Raw genomic sequence first — 21,799 nt, 5'->3', positions numbered from 1 at the left:
CAAAAATTTAAGTGTGAAAACCCGACTCCAACTTGGATTCGCCGTGGTGTCAGGGCTGTTCTTGTCGATTCTTCTGGTTTCCGGGGTGGGGATATCCGGATTGGCGCAGGATGTGCAGACCATCAATGAGAAAACCATGCCCAACGCGCTGCTGGCGGCTGAAATGAACCTCAGCCGTTCGGATGTTCAACAATTCCTGACCGACGTAGCGGCCACTCACGATGTCGAGGGATTCGATGCGGCCGAAGAGGCCGCCCAGCGATTTCTGAAGGGTGTCGAGAAATTCAGGCACACATACCAACAGGAAGGAAACGCGGAGGCCGTCAAAGACATTGAGGTCATCGAATCAAACTTCAATGAAATGTATGCCCTTGGAAAAGTCATGGCGAAGGCCTATGTCAATGAGGGAATGGAGGCCGGCAATGCGCTGATGAAAGGCACTGATACGGCCCCCGGTTTTGATCAGGCCAGCGAAACCCTGTTGGGCCATCTGGAGGCCTTTCGCAAGCATCAGGTGGAAGAGGCTGGACGCATATCGGCCAGCGCCGGGAAAGCCGCAAATACCACGCTGTCCGGAATGATTGTGGGCAGTCTGGCGGTGGGGTTGCTGGCGGCACTTGCTGGAATATGGATTGTGCGTTCCATCACCCGTCCGCTGGACGCTGCGGTGAAGCTTGTGCGCGGCGTTGCCGAAGGCGATCTGACGCAGAATATCGACGTCCACTCGACGGACGAAATCGGCCAGTTGATGCAGGCGCTGAAAGACATGAACGACAGCCTGGTGCGGGTGGTCGGCCAGGTGCGCACCGGCACCGACACCGTCGCCACCGCGTCGAGCCAGATTGCCGCCGGCAACCTCGACCTGTCGTCGCGTACCGAGCAGCAGGCGTCCAGCCTGGAAGAGACCGCCAGCTCGATGGAAGAACTGACCAGCACCGTCAAGCAGAACGCCGAGAACGCCCGCCAGGCCAACCAGCTGGTGGGGTCCACCGCCGACATTGCGGTCAAGGGTGGGGCGGTCGTCGGCCAGGTCGTCGACACCATGGCGTCGATCAAGGACAGCTCGCGCAAGATTGCCGACATCATCGGCGTCATCGACGGCATCGCCTTCCAGACCAACATCCTCGCGCTGAACGCCGCGGTCGAAGCCGCGCGGGCCGGCGAACAGGGTCGCGGCTTTGCCGTCGTCGCCTCCGAAGTACGCAACCTGGCGCAGCGCAGCGCGAGCGCCGCCAAGGAGATCAAGACCCTGATCGAGGACTCCGTCGGCAAGGTCGACGCCGGCGGCAAGCTGGTCGACGAAGCCGGCAAGACCATGGGCGAGATCGTCAGCTCGGTCAAGCGCGTCACCGACATCATGAGCGAGATCGCGGCCGCGAGCCAGGAACAAAGTTCCGGCATCGAACAGGTCAACCAGGCCATCACCCAGATGGATCAAGTGACCCAGCAGAACGCCGCCCTGGTCGAAGAAGCGGCTGCGGCGGCCGAGAGTCTGCAGGATCAGGCCGGCAAGCTGGCCGAGGCGGTGAGCGTGTTCAAGCTGGAGAGTGGGGCGTACAGCGTGCAGCCAGTATCTCCGGCTCGGCAGGGCACGCCGGCCAGGATCATGGCAAGCCCGAAGAAACTGGCCGCAGCCGGTGGCGGCGGCGAAGAGTGGGAAGAATTCTGAGGGCTGATCGCACGAGGCATTCGATTTGAAATAAGCATCGACAAACATCGACAAGTTTTGTCCCGAACCAAGAAAAAATTCACATTAACGCAACAAGCCACAGCATTCGATATAAGGAAAAATCGTGAAACAGTTCATTAGCAACCTGAAATTGAGTCGTAAATTTACCCTGATCGGCGTCCTCGTCCTGGCGATGGTGGCCATGCCCGTATGGCTGGTCATCAAGACCGCAGTCACGACGCTGTCCGTGGCCCGCGCCGAGGTCGCCGGCATCGAGCCATCGGGCGACATGCTTACGCTGATCAAGCTCACGCAGCAGCACCGTGGCCAGTCGGCCATGGTGCTGGCCGGCAACGACAGTATCCGGGCAGCGCGTCAGGCCAAACAGGCCGAGGTGGAGCTGGCCATGTCCAGGGCGCAGCAGTCGGTGGCGGGTCTGGCAGAGCACGGGCTCGACGAGCGCCTGGCCGCGATTCAGCGCGAATGGCAGGCCGTGGCCGGCGCGATCAGTGGGAAATCGATCGCCGGGCCGCAGAGTTTTGCGCGGCACACTGCTCTGATCGCCGAGCAGCTCGCGTTGCTCGATGACATCGTCGACAGCTCGACGCTAGCCTTCGACTCCGATGCCGCCACCCACCACATGGTCTCGTCGGTGCTCGGCCACTTGCCCCGGCTGACAGAAAGCCTGGGCCAGATGCGCGCGGTCGGCGCCGTGCTGCTGACCCGGGGCGAGGCCATGCCGGAAGACCATGTGCGCATCTCGGTGATCGGCGCCACGGCGCAGCAGCATCTTCGCAATGCGCGTGGTGCCTTCGATAAAGCCATGGATGCCGAGCCCTCGCTGCGGCGGACGCTAGACCAGCCCGTGGCGAGCGCGGTGGCTGCGGCCGAAGCGGTGCTCAAGCTTACCGACGAGCAGATCGTTCGCGCCGAGATGCTTGGCCTGCCGGGTGCAGACTACTTCGCGACGATGACCCGGGCCATCGACACCCAGTTCGACCTGACGGCCGCCGCGTTCAAGGTGCTGGATAGCGCCCTATCCGATCGCGTCGTAGCCGAACAGCGCGCGTTGTGGCTGGTGATGGGCGGTGCTTTGCCGGGTGCCATCGCGCTGTGGATCATCGTGCTGACCGCGCGTACCACGACACGCTCAATCGGGCAGGCGGTACAACTGGCCCAACACGTGGCTGCAGGCGACCTGACCTCGAAGATCGAAGTCACCAGCACCGACGAAGCCGGTCATCTGCTCGCCGCGCTGAAGGATATGAACGAGAGCCTGGTGAGCATCGTCAGCAACGTGCGCCAGAGCAGCGATTCGATTGCCGCTGGCAGCGCCCAGATTGCCGCCGGCAATCTCGACCTGTCGTCGCGTACCGAACAGCAGGCGGCGAGCCTGGAAGAAACCGCCAGCACGACGGAAGAACTGACCAGCACCGTCAAGGAAAACGCCGAGCAGACCCATCATGCCAGCAAGCTGGTGCTGTCGACTGCCGAGATTGCGGTCAATGGCGGCGAAGTGGTGGGGAAGGTGATCGACACCATGGCGTCGATCAAGGACAGCTCGCGCAAGATTGCCGACATCATCGGCGTCATCGACGGCATCGCCTTCCAGACCAACATCCTCGCGCTGAACGCAGCGGTCGAAGCCGCGCGTGCCGGCGAGCAGGGACGCGGCTTTGCCGTCGTCGCCTCCGAGGTTCGCAACCTGGCGCAGCGCAGCGCGAGTGCGGCCAAGGAAATCAAGACCCTGATCGGCGATTCGGTGGAACAGGTCGAGGCGGGTCGAAAGCTGGTGGACGAGGCAGGCGAGGCGATGGACGACATCGTGACGTCGGTGCAACTGGTGGCGGACATCATCAGCGGTACAGCCGCCGCCAGCCAGGAACAAAGTTCAGGGATCGAGCAGGTCAACCGGGCCATCGCCCAGATGGATCAAGTGACCCAGCAGAACGCCGCCCTGGTGGAAGAAGCGGCGGCTGCGGCCGAGAGCCTGCAGGATCAGGCTGACAAGCTTGCCGAGGCGGTGAGCGTGTTCAGGCTGGCGAGCGGGGCATGCACTCCCGCGCCCGCCGTGGCCTCATCGAGCAAGGCCGGGCTCAGGACAATCCCGGCACCGGCCATCCGGCCGAAGAAACTGGCTGCGGCCGGCGGCTGGCAATGACGAGTGGAAAGCGTCTCAAGATGTGCCTTTCGGTAGATATGTACAGGCTGACTATCCAGATTTCTGGTTACGGGCCGATATAAGACGTATTAGTTTGTCCGGGGATACACAATGCGCTCCAACATGCCGGTGACCAACGTCGAATATGTCCTGAAGGACACCGAGGTTGTGGTATCGAAGACCGACCTGCGCGGAAAAATCACCTATGCCAATCAGGACTTCGTCAATATTAGCGGGTTCAGCGAGGATGAACTGATCGGGCAGCCGCATAACATCGTGCGCCACCCCGACATGCCGGTCGAGGCCTTTGCCGATCTGTGGCGCACCCTCAAGAGCGGCAAGGCCTGGACCGGTCTGGTGAAAAACCGCTGCAAGAACGGCGATTACTACTGGGTTGAGGCCAATGCCGCGCCCATCATTGAAAACGGGCAAGTCGCTGGCTATGCGTCGATTCGGACCAAGCCCAGCCGTGCGCAGGTCCAGTCCGCGGACAGCGCTTACCGCGCCATCAAGGCCGGCGACAAGGGGCTCAAGGTCGAAGAAGGCAATGCGGTTAGATGTCCCCCATATCAGCTACGCAATTTTCTGAAGGCCTATTCGCTGAAAGCCATGCTGGGAATGGCCGCTGCTTCGATGGCCGCCCTGTTCGTGGCGATGGGCGTTCTGGCCTGGTTGGCCACCACCGAAGCCAATCAGCTGCTCACCGGTTGGCTGATGGCGATCGCCGCACTGGGGGTGCCTCTGGCCGGCGTGTTTGCCATTTTCCTGTTCCGCACGATCGTCATGCCCCTTGAACGCACCAAGCAGGATATCCAGCGCATGGGCACAGGCGATCTTACCGGGCGGATCGTGGCCGAAGGCGCGAATGAGCTGGTCGATCTGATGCAGTCGCTGCGTGTTCTGCAAATCAACGTCAAGCTGCTGGTCGGGCAGATCAAGCAGAGCACCGAGGTTGTGAGTATGGGCGCCAGCGAGATTGCCTCCGGCAACGCCGACCTGTCCGGTCGCACCGAATCGCAGGCCTCCTCGCTGGAGGAGACCGCCAGTTCGATGGAGGAACTGACCAGCACCGTCAAGGAGAACGCCGTGCAGACCCACCATGCCAGCAAGCTGGTGCTGTCTACCGCGGAGATTGCAGTCAATGGCGGCGAAGTGGTGGGAAAAGTGATCGACACCATGGGCTCGATCAAGGACAGCTCGCGCAAGATTGCCGACATCATCGGCGTCATCGACGGCATCGCCTTCCAGACCAACATCCTCGCGCTGAACGCAGCGGTCGAAGCCGCGCGGGCCGGCGAGCAGGGCCGCGGCTTTGCCGTCGTCGCCTCCGAAGTACGCAACCTGGCGCAGCGCAGCGCGAGTGCGGCCAAGGAAATCAAGACCCTGATCGGCGATTCGGTGGAACAGGTCGAGGTGGGCAGAAAGCTGGTGGACGAGGCAGGCGAGGCGATGGACGACATCGTGACGTCGGTGCAACTGGTGGCGGATATCATCAGCGGCACTGCCGCCGCCAGCCAGGAACAGAGCGCCGGCATCGAGCAGGTCAACCAGGCGGTGGGGCAGATGGACGAAATCACCCAGCAGAACGCCGCACTGGTTGAACAGGCCTCGGCGGCGGCCGAAAGCCTGCAGGAGCAGGCGGCGAAGCTTTCGGAGTTGGTGGGTTACTTTACGCTGGTGCGGAGTGGACCGACGGCGCAGCCTGCTGGCCGTAGCGTGAAGTCCTTGCCGGCGGCGGTGCCGGTCCGGGCGGCGGCCTGAGCGTACCCAGGCGGGTCGACCAGACAATGGGTTTGTCGATGGTTCGGGGTGGCTGGTTTTCGCTTTTGAGGTAGGTCTGGTTTTATGACGGGCCCAACCAGATCAAGTCTCTTCCAGATTTAAAGGGGCTTGATCTATACAGTACACAGTACACAGGTATCTTGTGAACGTGGCGTTGAGTGGTAGTGGCCAGCGCCGTAGGATAGGGCTTCATCAGAGGGGGCAAGACATGACTTCAACAGCCAACAGTGACATGGCCTTTAAATAAGGCATAAATAAAGCATCCTGAAATGAAACCCGCACCGAAAACGCAGTCCGACAATACCAAGATTTTTGAATTTACACCGCGTGATTTTGCGCGCGTGCGTGCCCTGATCTACAGGCAAGCCGGCATATCGCTCGGCGAAAGCAAGCAGGAGATGGTTTATAGCCGTCTGGCGCGTCGTTTGCGGGCAAAGGGCATCAATTCCTTCCAGGAATACCTCGACGGGCTGGAAAGCGGACGGGATGACGATGAGTGGGTGGCGTTCACCAATGCCCTGACCACCAACCTGACTTCGTTCTTTCGCGAGGCGCACCATTTCCCGATCCTGGCCGAGCACATGCGAAAAATGAAAGCGCCGCTGTCGATCTGGTGCTCGGCCAGTTCAACCGGGGAGGAGCCCTATTCGATCGCCATGGCGGCATGCGAGGCGTTCGACAGCCCCATGCCGCCGGTCAGCATCATCGCCACGGATATCGATACCAATGTGCTCGAAATAGCGGCCAACGGGGTGTATCCGATCGAGCGGATCGACAAGATGGCGCAGGACCGCGTCAAACGCTTCTTCCAGCGGGGTCGTGGCGAGCGCTCCGGGCTGGTGCGGGTGCGCCCGGAACTGCGCCAGTTGGTGACATTCAAGCCGCTCAATCTGCTGGCCGGCAACTGGGCGCTGAGCGGCGCGTTCGATGTGATCTTTTGCCGCAATGTGATGATCTATTTCGACAAACCTACGCAGGGTCAGATTCTTGCGCGGTTTGTGCCGCTGATGAAGCCGGACGGCCTGCTGTTCGCCGGTCATTCCGAAAATTTCATGTACGCATCCGATGCATTCAGGCTGCGCGGCAAGACGGTTTACGAACTGGATCCTCGTCATGGGGGTGCAAGGAAGCCTGCATGAACCCTGCCATTGAAGAGCAGCTTGCGACCAACCTGTATTACGACCGCACCTTCGACTGTGAAACCGCCAAGATATTGCCCGGCGAGTACTACTTCACCGGCAAGCCGATGCTCATCGTCACGGTACTCGGCTCCTGCGTGGCGGCGTGCATACGCGACCGCGTCTCGGGCATCGGCGGCATGAACCATTTCATGCTGCCGGACGGCGGGGGCGATGCCGGCAGCCCGGCCTCGGCGTCGATGCGTTATGGCGCCTACGCCATGGAAGTGCTGATCAATCAGGTTCTCAAGGCGGGCGCGCGGCGCGAGAACCTGGAAGCCAAGGTGTTCGGTGGCGGCAATGTGCTGCGCGGCTTTACCAGCATCAATGTGGGCGAACGCAACGCCCGGTTCGTGCGCGATTATTTGCACGCCGAGAATATCCGAATCGTCGCCGAGGATCTGAACGATGTCCATCCGCGCAAGGTGTATTTTTTCCCGGCCACCGGCAAGGTCCTGGTGAAAAAACTCAAGCAGCTCAACAACTACACGCTGGTGAAGCGCGAGCAGGATTATGCGAGCCGACTGAAGGCCAATCCGGTGAGCGGAGACGTCGACCTATTCTGATCGAAAGAAAACAAGCATGACAAAAATCAAGGTTCTGATCGTGGATGACTCGGCGCTGATTCGCGGCGTGATGAAGGAGATCGTTAATAGCCAGCCGGATATGGAGGTGGTGGGCGTGGCGCCCGACCCGCTGGCGGCGCGCGATCTGATCAAGCAAACCAATCCCGACGTGCTCACGCTGGACGTGGAAATGCCGAAAATGGATGGCCTGGAGTTTCTCGAGAAGCTGATGCGGCTGCGCCCGATGCCGGTGGTGATGGTGTCGTCGCTGACCGAGCGGGGGTCGGAAATCACCATGCGCGCGCTGGAATTGGGCGCCGTGGATTTCGTCACCAAGCCGAAAATTTCGATCCAGAGCGGCATGCTCGAATACACGGACCTGATTGTGGAAAAAATCCGCATTGCCGCGCGGGCCAGAATCAAGCCGCGTCCGCATCCCTCCAGCGCGGCGGGGCAGGCGGCCAGACTCGAACTGGCGCCGGTGCGCAACCCGCTCACCAGCAGCGAAAAGCTGATCATCATCGGCGCTTCCACCGGCGGCACCGAAGCAATCAAGGATTTCCTGATCCAGCTGCCGTCGGATTGCCCCGGCATCCTGATCACCCAGCACATGCCGGAAGGCTTCACCCGCTCGTTCGCCGACCGGCTCGACAAGCTGTGCAAGATTTCCGTCAAGGAATCCGAAGGCGGGGAACGCGTGCTGCCGGGCCATGCCTATCTGGCACCGGGTCACTCCCACCTGTTGCTGGTGCGCAGCGGCGCCAACTACATGACCAAACTCGACCAGGGGCCGCCGGTCAATCGTCACCGCCCATCCGTCGATGTCCTGTTCAACTCGGCCGCGGCCAATGCAGGCAAGAACGCGGTCGGCGTCATCCTCACCGGCATGGGCCGCGACGGCGCAGCCGGGATGCTGGAAATGAAAAAGGCCGGCGCCTACAACGTGGCGCAGGACGAAGCCTCGTGCGTGGTATTCGGCATGCCCAAGGAAGCCATCGCCATCGGCGCCACCCACGATGTCGGCCCCCTGTACGAATTGCCGGGGCGGGTGATGCAATTCTTTGCGACGCACGGCAACCGTGCGATGCGGGTTTGAATTCAGGTTGAACTTACGCGTGAACCGATTTTTCTGACGGTTTGCCGGCTTAAGTTTGACGCCGTTTTGCCGATTCTTCCCCTGAGGGAGCGCTGATTAATTCGATATGGCTGTCATGGGGAGCGCAGCGAAGCAATCCAGCGTATCGATCAAGCGGGTATTTCTGGATTATCGCGTTGCTACGCTCCTCGCAATGACAAATTAATCAGCGGTTTCCTGACAAAATGAACCGTTTCAATGGAGTCCTGCATGGCCGATCCGAATACGAAATTTCTGGTTGTTGACGACTTTTCCACGATGCGTCGCATCGTGCGCAATCTGCTCAAAGAACTGGGTTATGCCAATGTTGAAGAAGCGGAAGACGGCGTCGACGGTTTGGCCAAGCTGCGCGCGGGGAACTTCGACTTCGTCGTGTCCGACTGGAACATGCCGAACATGGATGGCCTCGACATGCTGAAGAATATTCGTGCCGATGCTGCGCTGTCCAAGCTGCCGGTGCTGATGGTGACGGCCGAAGCCAAGAAGGAAAACATCATCGCCGCGGCGCAGGCCGGCGCCAGCGGCTACGTGGTCAAGCCTTTTACCGCCGCCACGCTCGACGAGAAACTCGCGAAGATATTCGAAAAACTTGAAAAAGCAGGAGCCTGACGTGGATACGCAATTCGCCAGCTCCGCCGTGGCTGCTACCGGGCACGATGCCGGACGCGATGTCGTGTGCGCCGAAAGAAATGAACACGACGAGATGCTGGCGCGGGTTGGCCAGATTACCCGTACCCTGCACGACAGCCTGCGTGAGCTGGGTTTCGACAAAGTGCTGGAAAAAGCGACGCATGACATTCCCGATGTCCGCGAACGTCTCAACTATGTCGCACGCATGACCGAACAGGCGGCACAGCGCGTGCTCAACGCCACCGATGCCGCCATTCCCATGCAGGAACGCATCGATGCAGGTGCCGACGAAATTCTGAATGGTTGGCAGGCCGCTTTCAAAGCACCCTTTTCGGAAGCCAATTACCGCGACATGGCCACGATGACCATGCAATGCCTGGCCGATATGCGCAATGACACCAGTGCAACCAAACAGCAGTTACTGGATATCATGATGGCGCAGGATTTTCAGGATCTCACCGGCCAGGTGATCCGCAAGGTGACCGAACTCGCGCATGGCATGGAGCAGCAGCTGGTTCAGTTGCTGATCGATTATTCGCCGGTCGAAGTGCGGCGCGAAGCCGGCAGCAGCCTGCTCAACGGCCCGCAGATCAACCCGGCGAACAAGAGCGACGTGGTAGCCGACCAGGGCCAGGTGGACGATCTGCTCGATAGCCTCGGCTTCTGAAAAGTTACAAGTTGCAAGCCACAAGAAAAACCTTGTAATTTGAATCTCATTCCGGACGCAACGTCTGGATCACCATCACCGTGGCCTTGAGTCCATTCTGGACCGACTGTTCAAACTGGGGGGCGAAGTAGGGCAGGGTCATGTCCAGCACAATCAGTCCAACGCCCAGGGTAATGGGAAAACCGATGGCAAAGATGTTGAGCTGGGGTGCGGAGCGGGTGAGGATGCCGAGCGACAGATTGGTCATCAGCATGATGGCGATCACCGGCAGCGCCAGTTGCAGGCCGACGGCAAACACGGTGGAGCCGAAGGCGGCCACGTTGTAGAACCCGGCGGCTGACAGCGGCTGCGGGCTGATGGGCAGGCTTTGAAAACTTTCGACCAGAACGCCGAGCAGCAGCAGGTGGGCGTTCACCGCCAGGAAAACCAGCAGTGCCAGCAGATTGAAAAATCGTGCGAGGACCAGCGTCTGGCCGGCGCTTTGCGGGTCGAAAAATGACGCAAACCCCAAGCCCATCTGCAATCCGACGATTTCTCCCGCGGCATCGACCGCAGCAAAAACAATGCGCATGATGAAACCAATCGCCACGCCAATGAGCAACTGCTGAACCAGGATGAACAGGCCATGCCATGACCCCAGTCCCACATCGGGCATCGGCGGCAGGGTGGGGGCAATGATCAGGGTGATGAAAATACCGAGTCCGATCTTGACGCGCCCGGGAACGGAGCGGTGTCCGAATATCGGCGCCACCATGATCAGTCCGAGAATGCGGGTGAGCGGCCAGATGAAATTGATCAGCCACGTATTGAGTTGGGCGTCGGTGAGGCTGATCATGGTGGGGAAACCTTTTGAACCACAGAGGCACAGAGACACAGAGGAAAAACAGCGAAGTGAAACATTGCGAGCCCAAACCGTATTGGATGAGCTGGCAAAAATCGTTCTTGCATCGTTTTCTCTGTGTCTCTGTGCCTCTGTGGTGAATGATTAGCCTTTTCAAGCATCGTGGCGTGCCCGCAGCGCGATTACCCGATGATGCCCGGCAGGCCGGTCAGCACCCGTCGCATGTAATCGGTCATCACCGTCAGCATCCACGGCCCGGCGAGGGCAAAGGTGACGAGCACCGCGAGCACCTTGGGGATGAAGGAGAGGCTGGGATCGTTGATCTGGGTGGCGGCCTGGAAGACGCTGACGGTGAGGCCGACGATCAACGTGACCAGCAGGACAGGGGAGGCCACCAGGATGGTGATTTCCAGTGCGGTGCGGCCTATGGTCATTACACTTTCCGGCGTCATGGTGATCCCCTAGGGCGTGTTAATGCTAATTTCGCGTCCACGTTGCCGCGAGAAAGCGATGGATGCAAGGCGCGCCGCGCAGGCAAGGGTCATTCCTTGCCAAGCGGCGCAACGCCGCAGACGCGCTTTCTCGCGGCAACCCGGAGGGACGGGCCGATTCGGGCGCATGTCTTTGTCGCGAGCTGCTTGCAGTGAGCGACACTGCGGCGCATCTCGCTTCGTGGCCTGCATCCCGAATCGGCCTCGTCGCGGGCGTGAAATTAGCATTAACACGCCCTAGTAAAAGCTTTGAGCAAGCGAACCCAGCAGCAGATTCCAGCCATCGACCAGCACGAACAGGATGATCTTGAAGGGCAGCGCGACGATGGCGGGCGATACCATCATCATGCCCATCGCCATCAGGATACTGGCGACGACCATGTCGATGATAAGAAAGGGGATGAACACGGCAAAACCGATCTGGAAGGCGGTCTTGAGTTCGCTGGTGATGTAGGCCGGAATCAGAACGCGTATCGGGACATCTTCAGCTGAATTCATGGGGCCGTTGCCGGACATTTTTGCGAACAGGGCAAGGTCGGACTCACGCGTCTGTTTCAGCATGAACGCACGCAGGGGCATCACGCCCTTTTCGAGCGCTTCCTGCATCTGGATGCGGTTTTCAGACAGCGGCTGGTAGGCCTCGACGTAGATCTTGTCGAAGGTGGGCCCCATCACAAAGAACGTCAGAAACAGCGCCAGGCCGACCAATACCTGGTTGGGTGGAGTCGATTGGGTGCCGAGCGCCATCCGCAGCAGCGACAGCACGATGATAATGCGGGTGAAGCTGGTCATCATCAGCAGCGCGGCTGGCAGGAACGACAGTGAGGTCAGCAGCAGCAGGGTTTGCAGACTGAGGGTGTAGGACTGTCCGCCGCCGCTCACCGGGGTGCTGGTGAACGCAGGCAGACCCGCGCCCTGAGCCAGCGCCAGCGAGGGCAGCGTCAGCGCGACCACCATAAAGAAGAGTTGCGCCAGGTTCGGATACCGCTTATTTGACACGGCGCTTCTCGATCATCTGTTGCAGGCGCACAGCAAAACTGGCGTTGAGGCCGGGCGTGGCCGCTGACTGGAGCTCGCCCTTCGGCAGGGTCATCAGCGCATTGACGCTGCCGGGGGTCACGCCCACCACCAGCCAGGAATCCCCCACTTCGACCACCACGACCCGCTCGCGGGTGCCGACGGACGTGCTGCCGACTACATGCAGCAGGCCGGGCGAGCCGCCGTGGGTGACGCCCAGGCGTTTGGCCGCCCAGGCGGTCCCGGCGATCAGCAGCAGCACGGCCACCAGGCCGATGAAGACCTGCAGCAGGCTGCCTGCGGCGGAGATGGCGGGTTCCGCCGGAGCGCCGGTTGCCAGCGCCAGCGCCGGCAGGCTCAGCAAGCAGACGGCAAGAAGAACAGGTTTCATCCTAAATTCCTCACCACAGAGGCACAGAGACACAGAGAGAGGCAAGACACCACAAGGCTACCCGTACTTGTCAACTCACCCGATAAGCAAGAGGACATCGCGATATAAGACTTTGTTTTTCCCTCTGTGTCTCTGTGCCTCTGTGGTTCAGATGCGGTTTTCAGCTTCATTTGTTGAGTTTCCGGATCCGCTCGGCGGGGGTGATGATGTCGGTCAGGCGCACGCCGAATTTGTCGTTCACCACCACCACTTCGCCCTGCGCGATCAGGCAGCCGTTGACCAGCACGTCCATCGGCTCACCCGCCAGACCGTCGAGCTCGACCACCGATCCCTGTGCCAGCTGCAGCAGGTTCTTGATGGTGATCTTGGTGCGGCCCAGTTCCACCGTCAGCAGCACCGGAATGTCGAGAATGAAATCGATATCCTGGCCAACTCCGCCGGATGCGGTGGCCCCGGACAGCTCCTTGAATATTTCCGGACTGGCCGCCGGGGCGGTAGCCGCCTGCGGGGCCTGCTCGGCCATGGCCGCCGCCCAGTCGTCTTCTGCGATGGCTTGGGTAGAGTCTTCTTCAGACATGTTTTTCTCCTGTTTTCGGCTCGGTCGAGCTGGTTGACAGCAATTTCTCGACACGCAAGGTGTATTGGCCGTTGAATTTTCCGTAGGCGCATTCCATCACCGGCACGCCATCGACCTTGGCCTCGATGGTTTGCGGGATGTCAAGCGGAATGATGTCGCCCACTTTCATGTCGACGATGTCGCGCAGGCTGATCTCGGCTGTGCCCAGGTCGGCGACGATCTCGACCTCTGCCAGCTGGATCTGTTGCCGCATCAGGCGGATCCAGCGCTTGTCCACTTCCAGGTTTTCGGCCTGCAGGCTGCTGGTCAGCAGATCCTTGATGGGTTCGATCATCGAATATGGCATGCAAAAATGCATTTCACCGCTGATCTGGCCGAGCTCGATGGCAAAGGTGACCGCCACCACCACTTCGTTGGGCGTGGCGATGTTGGCGAACTGGGTGTTCATTTCCGAGCGGACAAACTCGAATTCGATCGGGTAAATCGGTTCCCAGGATTTCGAGTAGGCCTCGAAAACGATATTGAGAATGCGCTGGATGATGCGGTGTTCGGTCTGCGTGAAGTCGCGGCCTTCGACGCGCGTATGGAAACGACCGTCGCCGCCGAACAGGTTGTCGACCATAAGGAAAACCAGGTCGGGATTGAAGATCATCAACGCCGAGCCGCGCAGCGGCTTGAACTGCACCAGGTTCAGGTTGGTAGGCACCACCAGGTTGCGGATGAATTCGCTGTATTTCGAGACGCGTACCGGGCCGACCGAGACTTCCACCCCGCGCCGCAGAAAGTTGTAGAGACCGATGCGGAGCAGGCGCGCAAAACGCTCGTTGATGATTTCGAGTGTCGGCATGCGGCCGCGCACGATGCGTTCCTGCGTGGCCAGATTGTACGAACGGACCTCTCCATGATCTTCTTCGATCGGGACATCGTCGGCTTCGCCGGCTACGCCTTTCAGCAGCGCGTCGACTTCATCCTGCGAAAGAAAGTTGTCGGCCATGGGCTTGATTACTGGATCACGAACGAGGTGAACAGGACGTCGTCAACCTGCTGGGGCTTGCCTTTGGGGTCAAACGGCTGCACCACCTGCGCCTGGATTTCCTGCGCAAGCTTGAGTTTGTCCGCGGCGGAGACCAGCTCATCGGCATGCCTGCTGGAGAGCAGGGTCAGCAAGCGGCTGCGGACGCGCGGCATGTGCAGCTTGATCGCGTCCACCTGAGCCTGATCGGGCACCTGCAGCGTGATGTCGACCTGCATGTACTGCTCGCTATCCTGAAGATTGACGGTGAAGGTTTCGAGCGCCAGATAGACCGGTGCTTTTTGCAGTTTCTCTTCGGCTTCCCTGGGCGAATCGTCTGGCTGGCTGAAGAACCAGGCGGCCGCGCCGCCGCCGCCCAACAGAACCACAAGGGCGCCGATGATGATAAACAGCTTCTTCTTCGACTTGCCGGCGGGGACGACTTCGGCAGCCTCGTCGTGTTCGGCAGGTGCGGCGGGTCTGGCCATCGATACAGTTCCTCGGTAGGGGCTATGCGGTGTAGATGTTTGTCATTATTGAAACAAACAAGCGCGTTCGATGCCGGGAAAAGAGGGGGAAAAGGGACGCATATCGTTTAATTCTTGAAGCCGCAGTTGAACCACAGAGGCACAGAGCGTACAGAGGAAAAACAACACCTTGCATGGGTCAGTGCGTCCACCCGATGGGTGAAGGCCGGTTGATCGGCACCCCATTGATTTCCTGCCGTTCTCCGTGCCTCTGTGTCCCAAGGGATACCGTCCCTGTGGGACATATCTCTGTGGTGAGGTTTTCAGGTTCATGCGGTCGGCGGGCTCGTCCCGGGGTGGCCTCCCCCAACAGCTCTCCCCTGTGGGAGGGGTCTCGCCCCTGCGGGAGGCCCACACAATCTCCGCCTTGTGGAAGCATCCACAAAAGGCAAGCCGTCAAGCGAAGGTGTCGACCAGTCCCCGCCCGGATTGCTGGCCAGGCGCGTGAATGGACTGCAGGCCGGCACTGACAGCATCATCCCTTCCGGTAATCGGAGGTATGACCCGTTGCGCCTGGCGGCCGGGCGTGTCGTCCTGCCGCGGTGTATCCGCGCTGACCATCGCCTGCTCAAGCTGGATGCCGGCCTCGCTCATCATTTCCTTCAACCTTGGAAAGGCAGTCTCCAGCGCCTGGCGAACTTCAGGCTGGGCCGAGAAGAAACTGGCCGTGGCCTGGTCGTTCGTCAGGTTCAGCACAATTTGCAGAGGGCCCATATTGGGAGGGTTGAGCGTGAGTGTGGCCGATTGCTGGGCGCCTGCCGCCATCCACACGACTTTCTCGCCCAGGGCCTGGTTCCAGGCCGTTGTGCCCACCGTGGGGGCCAATTTGGGAGAGGCAACGTCATTCGACGCGTGCAGGGTTTCAAACATTGCCTGCGAGGCGGGGCGCATGGATGGATTGCTCGCGAGGTCCGACAGGAATTCTCCCTTCATGGTATCGGGCTGCCGGGCCGCTGCCAGCTGGCCCGAAAATGCGGTGGACAGGACGGTTGTCGTGGTCGCCTGCAGGCTGGCTTTACCGGATGCGGCGGGGTCGATTTTCTGCGTGTCGCGCACAGGGTCGGCAGGCTGTCCGACCGGCGCTGTTCGTGGCGCCCGGCCTTTACCGGGCTTCTCGAAGAACAGGGTGTTTGCGTCCCTGGCGGCTGGTTGCTCTGCGTCAACATTGTCCGTCTTGGCCGGTGCCGGCTTCAGCTGCCCCGGGGTGATTCCCAACCCAAGCAAGGTCGCCGGATCGGTCGCGGCGTCCTCGGCAACACTGTCCGTCTTGGCCGGGGCCGGCTTCAGCTGATCCGGGATGATTCCCAACCCAAGCAAGGTCGCCGGATCGGTTACGGTGTCCTTGGTTAGCGGCAGGGCAAGCGGGCCGTCCGCGGATTCCTTGGCTTCTGTTTCCCTGGCCGTGGCGCTTGTGTCGGATTCCGTCGAAGAGCCCGCCGGCGACGCCTTGTCTGGACCGGCATCGGCGTTGGCGTCTTGTTTGGCCTCGCTGCTGTTACGCCGGCTCTGTGCCATCTCGCTCGACAGGACCTGGCTGAATGGCACGTCCTGCGCCGCAGAATCCGGCTGTTTGCCGGCGGCGGGTGGCGGCTGGACGGTATTGGCCGGATTGATATTGATGGAGATCGCGTTCATGGTCTTGTGTCCCGTCAGGTTTCAGGAAGGATTCCGTTTGTACAGCGCGCTCCGGGAGGCGTGCTCATCGTTCTGCTTCTGGTCGAGCCAGAGCTCGCGGCGTACGCTTTCCTTACTTGCCCGGTCGGCCAGCGTGACGAACGACATTTTTTTCTGCTCGCAGGCCTGCCAGGCGGCACGTGCCTGGGCAATTCGCTGTTTGGCGTCGCTGACGACCTTCTGCTGGCCGGCGATGGCGTGGTCGAGCTTTTGCATGAACACCTGGAAGTTGTTGAAATGCGTCGTGCTGATTCCGGTGGCCAGATTGGATTGGCAACGCGCGGCATAGTCGTCGCGGTATTGCATCAGCAGGTCGAGTTTCTGCTCCGCCTCCTCGCCGGCGCGCAGCGTGGCGCCCAGAAGTTTCGCGGCCTCGTCGGTTTCCTTGTTGGCGAGGTCGATCAGCGTATCGAGTGCGGAGGGATTGGCCATTCAGTGTGCCTGTCGTTCGGTGAGGGTTATTGGAACAAGGCTTCGAGGGCGCTCAGGCTTTGCTGGACGTTCGAGTGCGCGGAAATATCTTGCTGCAGGAAGGCCTCGATCCCCGCCTGCAAGCGGATGGCTTCGTCCAGCAGCGGGTCGGTGCCTGCCGCATAGGCGCCGACGTTGATCAGGTCGCGGCTGCGCTCGTAGCGCGAAACCAGCTTTTTCAGGCGGCGTGCGTGTTGCTGGTGTTCCGGGGTGGTGATGTTTTGCATGACACGGCTGATCGACTGCTCGATGTTGATGGCGGGGTAATGACCGCTTTCGGCCAGCGCGCGATCCAGCACGATGTGGCCGTCGAGAATGGCGCGCGCGGCATCGGCAATCGGGTCCTGCTGGTCGTCGCCCTCGGTCAGCACGGTATAGAAGGCGGTGATCGAGCCGCCGCCCGGATTGCCGTTGCCGGCGCGTTCGACCAGCGCCGGCAGCTTGGCGAATACCGAAGGCGGATAGCCCTTGGTGGCCGGCGGCTCGCCGATCGCCAGGGCGATCTCGCGCTGCGCCATGGCGTAGCGGGTGAGCGAATCCATGATCAGCAGCACGTTCTTGCCCTGGTCGCGAAAATACTCGGCGATCGAGGTGGCGTAGGCTGCGCCCTGCATCCGCACCAGCGGCGGCGTGTCGGCCGGTGCGGCCACCACGACAGCGCGCGCCAGGCCTTCCTCGCCGAGAATCTGTTCGATGAATTCCTTGACCTCGCGGCCGCGTTCGCCGATCAGGCCGACCACGATCACGTCCGCGCCGGTGTAGCGCGCCATCATCCCCAGCAGCACGCTTTTGCCGACGCCGGAGCCGGCGAACAGGCCCATGCGCTGGCCGCGGCCCACCGTCAGCATGCTGTTGATCGCACGCACGCCGACGTCGAGGGTGTCGGTGATCGGCGCGCGCGACAGCGGGTTGGCGGCGCGGTTGTTGAGCGGTGCGGTGGCCGTGGTGTGCACCGGACCGAGGCCGTCGAGCGGTCGCCCGGCGCTGTCGAGCACGCGGCCCAGCAGGGCGTCGCCGACCGGCAGGTGGCGGGTGCGGTCGCTCGGCCGGCGGCGGGGATGATTGACCAGACCGAGGCGGGGCAGAGTGGGAATCACCTCCACCGGGAACACCCTGGAGCCGGGCACGATGCCTTCGACGTCGCTTTGCGGCATCAGGAAAAGCCGGTTGCCGTCAAACCCCACCACTTCGGCATCCAGCTGCGAACCATTGGGCAGCGGGACGGTGCAGGCGCTGCCGACCGCCAGTTTCAGGCCGACCGCCTCCATCACCAGTCCGGCCACGCGGGTGACACGCCCCGATACCCGCATCGGCTCGGCGATCGCCAGCAGCTCGCTGCAATCCTGCAGATAGGCCTTCCAGCGGGCGCTGTGGGATTGGGTGTTCATCCTGAATTCCTCACCACAGAGATATGTCCTGCAGGGACGGTATCCCTTGGGACACGGAGGCACAGAGAAAGACAAGAGGTCAACAGGCTACACGCACTTGGCCGCTCACCCGACAGGTGACAGGGCATCACGATGAAAGTCTTTGTTTTTTTCTCTATGCCTCTGTGCCTCTGTGGTTCAAATGCGGTTTTCGGGTTCATTCGTGTATCTCAGGCGGCCAGCCAGTCGGAATCCTTGCCGAGCGCGGCAGCGAGACGTTTCCAGCGGGTAGGCAAGGAGGCGTCGATCTGATTGTTGGCGGTTTCAACACGGCAGCTGCCGGGTTCGAGCTCGGCATCGGCCGTCAGCTGCCAGCCCATTTTTGTCAGTTCATCGCCGATTCTGTCCCCGACCAGCACCACATCGTCCGGATTCAGGAACAGCAGGGCCGGCTGGTGCAGCATCGGCAGATAGCGAACCGCTTCCTTGACGATGGGGATGACCAGTTCGGGACGTATCGTCAGCGCCGATTTCAGCAACGCATGGGAAAAATCGAGCGCCAGGTCAAGGATGTGTTGCGCGATGGTTTCATCGGCATTGCCGACTGCCGTCGTGAAAGCATCGGCCAAGCTGCCCAGGCGGGCGGCTTCGAGCGCGGCTTTTTTCTGCCCCTCGCCATAGCCCTTGGCAAGGCCCTCGGCATGTCCGGCGTTGTAGCCCTCCTGCCGCGCCTGCTCCTGGATGCCGCTGATCTGTTCGATCGTTGGCAGGGTGATGCCCGCACGGTGCGATTCTTTCATCGAGTGAGGGTCCCCCTCGAAGCTGGCCATTTCCCAGGGCTTGCAATCCGACCGATCCAGGGTGGATATGACGCTAGACATACTGTTCTTCCCCATTTGCACCCAGCGAGATCTGGCCTTCATCGGCCAGGCGGCGGACGATCAACAGGATTTCCTTCTGCTGCGCCTCCACCTCTGACAGGCGAACCGGCCCCTTGGAATCCAGGTCGTCCCGCATCATTTCAGCGGCACGCTGCGACATATTCTTGAAGATTTTTTCGCGCATCTCTTCCGATGCGCCCTTGAGCGCGATGATGAGCGAATCGGACTGCACTTCGCGCAGCAGCAGCTGGATGCCACGGTCCTCGATGTCCATGATGTTCTCGAACACGAACATCTCGTCCATGATCTTCTGCGCCATTTCGGGGTCGTAGCTTTTCAGGTGCTCCATGGCGGTGCTTTCGTTTTCACCGCTCATGAAGTTGAGGATTTCCGCCGCGGCACGGGTGCCGCCCATCGGCTGTTTCTTCAGCACGTCGTTGCCGGACAGCAGCTTGGTCAGCACGTCATTGAGTTCGCGCAGCGCAGTCGGCTGCACGCCGGAGAGTGTGGCAATGCGCAGCAACACGTCATTGCGCAGACGTTCCGTAAAACAGCTCATCACTTCGCAGGCCTGGTCGCGCTCCAGATGCACCAGGATGGTCGAGATGGTCTGCGGATGTTCGTTGTGGATGAGGTCGGCCACCGATTCGGCGTCCATCCATTTCAGGCTTTCGATGCCGCTGGCATCGCCGCCGCCGCCGAGAATCCGGTTCAGCAGCGACGAGGCCTTGTCGTCGCCCAGCGCATTTCTGAGGACGGTGCGGATGTAGTCGTTGGAATCGAGGCCCAGCGAGGAATTCAGGTCCACCACTGTGTTGAAGTTCTCCAGCACGTGCTCCACATCTTCCTGCGGAATGGACTTCATGCTGGTCATGGCTTCTCCCAGCTTCTGCACTTCGCGCGGGCCGAGAAACTTCATCACTTCCGATGCGCCATTCTCGCCCAGCGCAAGCATCAGGATCGCGCCTTTGGTGACGCCGCTTGGTTCACTCATTGCTGCCCACCCAGGTTTTTACAATGTTGGCGACGACGCGTGGATCTTCGTTGGCCATCTTTTGCGCGCGCGACAGGTTTTCCTGGTAGTTGCGCTGGCCGGGAAGCGCCATCACTTCGGCATCGGCCTGCAGTTGGAGATGGCCTGCCAGAGGCTGCGCCATCGCGTCGGAGAGCTTCTTCAGAATCGGCTTGAGTACGCGCAGATACAGGATGAGCAGGGCCAGAGCCATCAACAGATACTTGCCTGCGGCCTTGGCCATCTGGATAACGCCGGGCTGTTTCCAAAGAGGCAGTTCGGGGATTACCTCCTGTTCCGCGCGGGCGAAGGGCGTGTTCACCACGTTGACCGAGTCGCCGCGTTCTGCATTGAAGCCCATGGCCTCCTTGACCAGATTGGTGATCTGGGTCGTCTCGGCCTCGGTCAGCGGCGTCATCACCGCCTTGCCGTCCTTGTCGGTGGTGTGCTTGTAATTGACGACCACGGCGACCGACAGCCGCTTGAGGCCGCCAACGCCCTGTTGCACATACTGGATGGTTTTGTCGACTTCGTAGTTGACGGTGGCATCCTTGCGCGTATTGGTGGCAGGTACCGCGCCGGCCGGCACGGCAGCATTCTGTCCCGGTGCATTGATCGGCGCCGCATTAATAGGAGCCGTGGCCGGCGCCGGCGGCTGGTTGGTGAGCGCGCCCGGCACGCCGCCCGGGTTGGCAGAGCCGTTCAGCGATTCGCTGGTCTGCTGGCTGCGAATGACCATCGCCTCGGGCGTCTGGTTCGGCTTGTAGGATTCAACCGCCTGCTGGCTGCGCGAAAAGTCGACGTCGGCTGTCGCCTCGGCGCGTACGTTGTCGGGGCCGACGATCGGGGTGATGATCGATTCGATCCGCCTGACCACGTTCTGCTGCAGTTCCTGCACATACTTGATCTGGCTGGGGTCCATGCCGTTGGCGCTGGCCATCTTGCCGGTTTCGGAGAGCAGGTTGCCGTTCTGGTCGACCACGGTCACGTTCTTGATCGGCAGCTCGGGCACGCTGCTGGCCACCAGGTGCACGATGGCGCTGATCTGCTGCAGATCCAGCACGCGGCCGGGATGCAGGTTGAGCAGCACCGACGCGGTGGGCGCTTTCTGCTCGGAAACGAAGACCGAATCCTTGGGCATGGCCAGGTGAACGCGCGCGGCCTGCACCGCGGAGACCGATTCGATCGAGCGTGCCAGCTCGCCTTCCATGGCGCGCTGGAAATTGACCCGCTCGACGAACTGGGAAGACCCGAGTTTCTGGTTTTCCATCAGCTCGAAGCCGACATTGCCGCCCTTGGGCAGGCCTTGCGAGGCCAACTTCAGGCGCGCATCGTGCACCCGGTCGGCGGGCACCAGCACGGCGCCGCCGCCTTCCGCGTATTTGTAGGGGATGTTCATTTTTTCCAGCTCGGCGACAATTGCGCCGCCGTCGCGATCGCTGAAATTCGAGAACAGCACGCGATAGTCGGGTTGTTGTCCCCACATCCAGACCGCGCCCATGACCGCTACGGCTATCGCCACGCCCAGTGCCAGTATGATTTTTTGCCCGCCGGCCGTCCGGGTGAAGTCCATGACGTTGCCCCGCACCACAATCTCGCTTCCTGCTGCCATATTATTCTGCCCCCTTCGTGCCGGCGTCATGGATCGCCTTGTTTCCGATTGCCGTTTTCACGTCGTGTTTCCCCATGAGGTACGCCCTATGTGATCGAATTATCGGCACTGCCAGGGTTTTCAATCAGGGGAATAGAA

21 protein-coding genes are annotated in these 21,799 nt (G+C 61.0%); 8 read left to right on the top strand and 13 right to left on the bottom strand.

The genetic code is table 11. The features are described from left to right. Positions 1 to 13: 13 nt before the first annotated feature. The 8 genes from ACZ41T_RS03665 (at position 14) to cheZ (ending at position 9,788) form a co-directional block, all read left to right on the top strand. Positions 14 to 1,669 carry a methyl-accepting chemotaxis protein gene (locus tag ACZ41T_RS03665; protein WP_464923122.1) on the top strand — a complete coding sequence of 552 codons (1,656 nt, stop codon included), beginning with the start codon at positions 14 to 16 and terminating at the stop codon, positions 1,667 to 1,669. A 124-nt stretch (positions 1,670 to 1,793) separates the two neighbouring features. Beyond that, a complete protein-coding gene (locus ACZ41T_RS03660; protein ID WP_464923121.1) occupies positions 1,794 to 3,830 on the top strand; it encodes a methyl-accepting chemotaxis protein in 2,037 nt (678 codons plus the stop codon). 111 nt (positions 3,831 to 3,941) lie between these two features. Continuing rightward, positions 3,942 to 5,591, top strand: a complete 1,650-nt coding sequence (locus ACZ41T_RS03655) for a methyl-accepting chemotaxis protein (protein WP_464923120.1) — start codon at positions 3,942 to 3,944, stop codon at positions 5,589 to 5,591. 290 nt (positions 5,592 to 5,881) lie between these two features. Next, positions 5,882 to 6,751: a CheR family methyltransferase gene (locus ACZ41T_RS03650; protein ID WP_464923119.1), complete on the top strand. Its 870-nt coding sequence runs from the start codon at positions 5,882 to 5,884 to the stop codon at positions 6,749 to 6,751. Continuing rightward, positions 6,748 to 7,356: a chemoreceptor glutamine deamidase CheD gene (gene cheD, locus ACZ41T_RS03645; protein WP_464923118.1), complete on the top strand. Its 609-nt coding sequence runs from the start codon at positions 6,748 to 6,750 to the stop codon at positions 7,354 to 7,356. Before ACZ41T_RS03650 ends, cheD begins: the two co-directional genes overlap by 4 nt. Positions 7,357 to 7,372: 16 nt before the next feature. Continuing rightward, the gene (locus ACZ41T_RS03640; protein ID WP_464923117.1) at positions 7,373 to 8,452 is read left to right on the top strand and encodes a protein-glutamate methylesterase/protein-glutamine glutaminase; all 1,080 of its coding nucleotides are present in this window, start codon (positions 7,373 to 7,375) and stop codon (positions 8,450 to 8,452) included. 249 nt (positions 8,453 to 8,701) lie between these two features. Further along, positions 8,702 to 9,100, top strand: coding sequence for a chemotaxis response regulator CheY (cheY, locus tag ACZ41T_RS03635; protein ID WP_464923116.1), 399 nt, complete (start codon positions 8,702 to 8,704; stop codon positions 9,098 to 9,100). Between the two features lie 28 nt (positions 9,101 to 9,128). Further along, a complete protein-coding gene (gene cheZ / locus ACZ41T_RS03630; RefSeq protein ID WP_464924019.1) occupies positions 9,129 to 9,788 on the top strand; it encodes a protein phosphatase CheZ in 660 nt (219 codons plus the stop codon). A gap of 46 nt (positions 9,789 to 9,834) precedes the next feature. Here cheZ and fliR read toward each other — a convergent pair whose 3' ends face one another. The 13 genes from fliR to fliF form a co-directional block, all read right to left on the bottom strand. After that, entirely contained in the window at positions 9,835 to 10,623 is a 789-nt protein-coding gene (gene fliR, locus ACZ41T_RS03625; RefSeq protein ID WP_464923115.1) for a flagellar biosynthetic protein FliR, read from the bottom strand. 188 nt (positions 10,624 to 10,811) lie between these two features. Further along, complete coding sequence (gene fliQ / locus ACZ41T_RS03620; protein WP_464923114.1) at positions 10,812 to 11,081, bottom strand: flagellar biosynthesis protein FliQ; 270 nt, start codon at positions 11,079 to 11,081, stop codon at positions 10,812 to 10,814. Between the two features lie 276 nt (positions 11,082 to 11,357). After that, on the bottom strand, positions 11,358 to 12,077 hold the full coding sequence (fliP, locus tag ACZ41T_RS03615) for a flagellar type III secretion system pore protein FliP (protein ID WP_464924018.1): 720 nt from the start codon (positions 12,075 to 12,077) through the stop codon (positions 11,358 to 11,360). A 31-nt stretch (positions 12,078 to 12,108) separates the two neighbouring features. Next, positions 12,109 to 12,528 carry a flagellar biosynthetic protein FliO gene (gene fliO, locus ACZ41T_RS03610; protein WP_464923113.1) on the bottom strand — a complete coding sequence of 140 codons (420 nt, stop codon included), beginning with the start codon at positions 12,526 to 12,528 and terminating at the stop codon, positions 12,109 to 12,111. A gap of 166 nt (positions 12,529 to 12,694) precedes the next feature. Next, positions 12,695 to 13,105, bottom strand: a complete 411-nt coding sequence (gene fliN, locus ACZ41T_RS03605; RefSeq protein WP_464923112.1) for a flagellar motor switch protein FliN — start codon at positions 13,103 to 13,105, stop codon at positions 12,695 to 12,697. Then, complete coding sequence (fliM, locus tag ACZ41T_RS03600; protein ID WP_464923111.1) at positions 13,098 to 14,099, bottom strand: flagellar motor switch protein FliM; 1,002 nt, start codon at positions 14,097 to 14,099, stop codon at positions 13,098 to 13,100. Before fliM ends, fliN begins: the two co-directional genes overlap by 8 nt. Before the next feature lie 8 nt (positions 14,100 to 14,107). Further along, entirely contained in the window at positions 14,108 to 14,605 is a 498-nt protein-coding gene (fliL, locus tag ACZ41T_RS03595) for a flagellar basal body-associated protein FliL (protein WP_464923110.1), read from the bottom strand. 435 nt (positions 14,606 to 15,040) lie between these two features. Then, positions 15,041 to 16,279, bottom strand: a complete 1,239-nt coding sequence (locus tag ACZ41T_RS03590; RefSeq protein ID WP_464923109.1) for a flagellar hook-length control protein FliK — start codon at positions 16,277 to 16,279, stop codon at positions 15,041 to 15,043. A gap of 21 nt (positions 16,280 to 16,300) precedes the next feature. Beyond that, positions 16,301 to 16,750, bottom strand: coding sequence for a flagellar export protein FliJ (gene fliJ / locus ACZ41T_RS03585; protein ID WP_464923108.1), 450 nt, complete (start codon positions 16,748 to 16,750; stop codon positions 16,301 to 16,303). A 26-nt stretch (positions 16,751 to 16,776) separates the two neighbouring features. Further along, complete coding sequence (gene fliI / locus ACZ41T_RS03580) at positions 16,777 to 18,177, bottom strand: flagellar protein export ATPase FliI (protein ID WP_464923107.1); 1,401 nt, start codon at positions 18,175 to 18,177, stop codon at positions 16,777 to 16,779. 209 nt (positions 18,178 to 18,386) lie between these two features. After that, positions 18,387 to 18,956 carry a flagellar assembly protein FliH gene (locus ACZ41T_RS03575; protein ID WP_464923106.1) on the bottom strand — a complete coding sequence of 190 codons (570 nt, stop codon included), beginning with the start codon at positions 18,954 to 18,956 and terminating at the stop codon, positions 18,387 to 18,389. 73 nt (positions 18,957 to 19,029) lie between these two features. Beyond that, positions 19,030 to 20,031, bottom strand: coding sequence for a flagellar motor switch protein FliG (gene fliG / locus ACZ41T_RS03570; RefSeq protein ID WP_464923105.1), 1,002 nt, complete (start codon positions 20,029 to 20,031; stop codon positions 19,030 to 19,032). Next, on the bottom strand, positions 20,024 to 21,661 hold the full coding sequence (gene fliF / locus ACZ41T_RS03565) for a flagellar basal-body MS-ring/collar protein FliF (protein ID WP_464923104.1): 1,638 nt from the start codon (positions 21,659 to 21,661) through the stop codon (positions 20,024 to 20,026). The genes fliG and fliF overlap by 8 nt, the downstream gene beginning before the upstream one ends. Positions 21,662 to 21,799: the final 138 nt, after the last annotated feature.

This window comes from Thiobacillus thiophilus (genome assembly GCF_055378705.1).
This window is presented reverse-complemented; position numbering and strand designations above follow the sequence as displayed.